This is a genomic window from Sandarakinorhabdus oryzae, from assembly GCF_009733735.1.
Taxonomy (GTDB): Bacteria; Pseudomonadota; Alphaproteobacteria; order Sphingomonadales; family Sphingomonadaceae; genus Sandarakinorhabdus; species Sandarakinorhabdus oryzae.
Genome location: NZ_WNJP01000321.1, coordinates 1 through 1,305, shown reverse-complemented (window position 1 = coordinate 1,305; position 1,305 = coordinate 1). Strand labels below are relative to the sequence as shown.

The following is a 1,305-nucleotide window of genomic DNA, read 5'->3' as shown; positions in this document are numbered from 1 at the left end:
GGCAGGCGTCAGCCGGGCGCCATCGGCGCGGCGATCGACCAGACGCAGCTTCAGCGCCGCCTCCAGCCCGTCGAGCCGGCGCGCCGCGGTGGAAATGGCGATGCCACGGGCCCGCGCCGCCGCGCTGATTGAGCCGAGTCGGCTGACCGCCGCCAGCAACGCCATGTCATCCAGTTCCATCGCAAGCCTTCCATAATCGCAACGCTGGTTTGCAGCATCTTGTATGGCGCAGAGCCGGCACGCAAGCCTAGCCTGTCTCCATCACAAGAGGAGACCCGCCATGTTGCCCAGGCTCATCCCCGCTGCCGCCCTCGCGTTCGGCATGCTCGCTGCCACCCCCGCCGTCGCCGCCCCGGTGGCCGTGCTCGTTGCCGTGCCGGTGCCGGCTGGCCTGCCGCGCGCCCAGCTGGAACAGGCTTTTGCCGCCAGCGTGGGCGACTACAAGGGCAAGCCCGGCCTCATTCGCAAATATTACACCATCGGCGATGATGGCCGCGCCGGCGGCATCTATCTGTGGGAAAGCCGCGCCGCCGCCGAGGCCTGGTACAACGATGCCTGGCGCGCCGGCGTGCTCAAGCGCTGGGGCAGCCCGGCCAGCGTCAGCTATTTCGACGTGCCGATCGTCGTCGACAACGGGAAATGAGGCGATGAAGGCCCTGCATTTCCTGAAGCCCGGCGCCTTCGAATGGCGGGACCAGCCGGCGCTAGCCCTCGCCGCCGACACGGATGCCATCGTCCGCCCGCTGGTGGTGGCGCGCTGCGATCTCGATCTCTACATCGCCACCGGCGTGGTGAAATTCCAAGGCCCGTTCGCCTTTGGCCATGAATGCGTGGCCGAGGTGATCGATGCCGGCCCGGCCGCCGGGGTGGTGCCGGGTAGCCGAGTGATCGTGCCGTTCCAGCTGAGCTGCGGCCGCTGCGACAGTTGCCGGCGGGGCTATACCGGCAGCTGCGAGGCCTACCCGCCACTGGCTGCCTTTGGCCTCGCCGGGGCGCCACGCCCTGATTATGGCGGCGCCCTCGCTGATCGGATGCGGGTGCCCTTTGCCGATCACATGCTGGTGCCGCTGCCTGATCGCCTCGATCCGGTGGCGGTGGCGAGCGCGTGTGACAATATCGTCGATGGCTGGCGCGGCGTTGGCCCGCAGCTGGCGGCCCGACCCGGCGCCAGCGTGCTGGTGATCGGCGGCCTGGCGCAGAGTGTCGGTCTCTATGCTGCCGGCTGCGCGGTGGCGGCCGGCGCAGGCCGCGTGCTCTATCTGGATGACGACGCCGATCGCCGGGCGCGGGCGGCCGCACTGGGCG

Annotated in this window: 3 protein-coding genes; 2 read left to right on the top strand and 1 reads right to left on the bottom strand. The window is 70.0% G+C overall.

The genetic code is table 11. The features are described from left to right. On the bottom strand, positions 1-180 hold a 180-nt coding region (locus GJ693_RS16010), incomplete at its 3' end, for a helix-turn-helix domain-containing protein (protein WP_156257218.1). Positions 181-280: 100 nt separating this feature from the next. Here GJ693_RS16010 and GJ693_RS16005 point away from each other — a divergent pair. Next, the gene (locus tag GJ693_RS16005) at positions 281-643 is read left to right on the top strand and encodes a YdhR family protein (RefSeq protein ID WP_156257217.1); all 363 of its coding nucleotides are present in this window, start codon (positions 281-283) and stop codon (positions 641-643) included. A gap of 4 nt (positions 644-647) precedes the next feature. After that, positions 648-1,305: alcohol dehydrogenase catalytic domain-containing protein (locus tag GJ693_RS16000; protein WP_156257216.1), on the top strand; the 658-nt coding region annotated here is incomplete at its 3' end.

What these genes read in the sequence shown, in the direction of transcription:
- GJ693_RS16005 (WP_156257217.1), top strand. Translation starts at nt 281, where the DNA reads ATGTTGCCCAGGCTCATCCCCGCTGCCGCCCTCGCGTTCGGCATGCTC.